We start from the raw sequence: 1224 nt of genomic DNA on the forward strand, positions 1-1224 counted from the left end.
CCTCTGCGATTAGCGTGACAGGGTTAGGGGTCGTCGATACGGGCGAGCACTTTACTTTAGCTGGAAAAATCTTGCTGATGTTCTTGATGCAGGTAGGTGGGCTAGGGCAAATGACTTTATCTGCGGTACTGCTTTACATGTTTGGTGTTCGGTTAAGCTTGAAGCAACAGGCATTAGCGAAAGAAGCATTGGGACAAGATCGTAAGATTAACCTTCGAAAATTGGTCAAGAAGATAATCGTCTTCGCATTAGTGGCTGAATTTATTGGTTTTGTATTGCTCTGCTTCCGATGGGTTCCCGAAATGGGATGGGCAACCGGAAGCTTTTACGCACTGTTTCATGCGATATCAGCCTTCAATAACGCAGGTTTTGCTCTGTTCTCAGATAGTATGATGAGCTTTGTTGACGATCCATTGGTGATCTTTACCTTAGCGGCTCTGTTCATTTTTGGAGGCCTGGGCTTTACGGTTGTCGGTGACTTATCGAGTAATTGGCGTAGAGGCTTTCAGCATCTACATTTACATACCAAGATCATGCTAACCGCAACCCCGACTCTATTGTTGGTGGGTATGGTATTGTTTTGGCTGCTCGAGAGAAATAACTCCACGACTATGGAAGGGCTATCAACTCAAGGTCAATGGTTAGCGGCGTTTTTTCAATCAGCAAGCGCTCGTACCGCTGGCTTTAACAGTGTGGATTTATCTCAGTACACCCAGCCTGCATTGTTGGTGATGATTGTATTGATGCTGATTGGTGCTGGTTCTACCTCAACAGGGGGCGGTATTAAGGTATCGACCTTTGCAGTTGCTTTTGTCGCGACTTGGACATTCCTACGTCAGAAAAAGCACGTCGTGATGTTTAAACGTACGGTTACATGGCAGGCGGTAACCAAGTCATTGGCCATTATCGTGGTCAGTGGGGCGTTATTAACTACGGCGATGTTTTTGTTAATGCTTACCGAAAAAGCCGCGTTTGATCGAGTCATGTTCGAGGTGATTTCTGCCTTTGCAACGGTAGGATTGACGGCAGGGTTAACTGCAAACCTGACTGAGCCTGGAAAATACATCATGATTGTTGTGATGGTTATTGGCCGTATCGGTCCCTTAACTTTAGCGTATATGTTAGCTCGCCCAGAGCCTTCACTGCTCAAGTATCCAGAAGACACAGTTCTAACAGGCTAGCGCGCCTGTTAATGAATTAGAAAAAATTAAGCCAGCGTTATGC

General features: G+C 45.8%; 1 protein-coding gene. It reads left to right on the forward strand.

The features are described 5' to 3' along the window. Positions 1 to 1181 (forward strand): TrkH family potassium uptake protein (locus tag BCT81_RS24450; protein WP_102426150.1); only part of this gene is annotated, 1181 nt, incomplete at its 5' end. Between the last annotated feature and the right edge of the window lie 43 nt (positions 1182 to 1224).

It is taken from the genome of Vibrio sp. 10N.261.52.A1 (assembly GCF_002876325.1).
In the GTDB taxonomy this organism is placed as follows: domain Bacteria; phylum Pseudomonadota; class Gammaproteobacteria; order Enterobacterales; family Vibrionaceae; genus Vibrio; species Vibrio chagasii.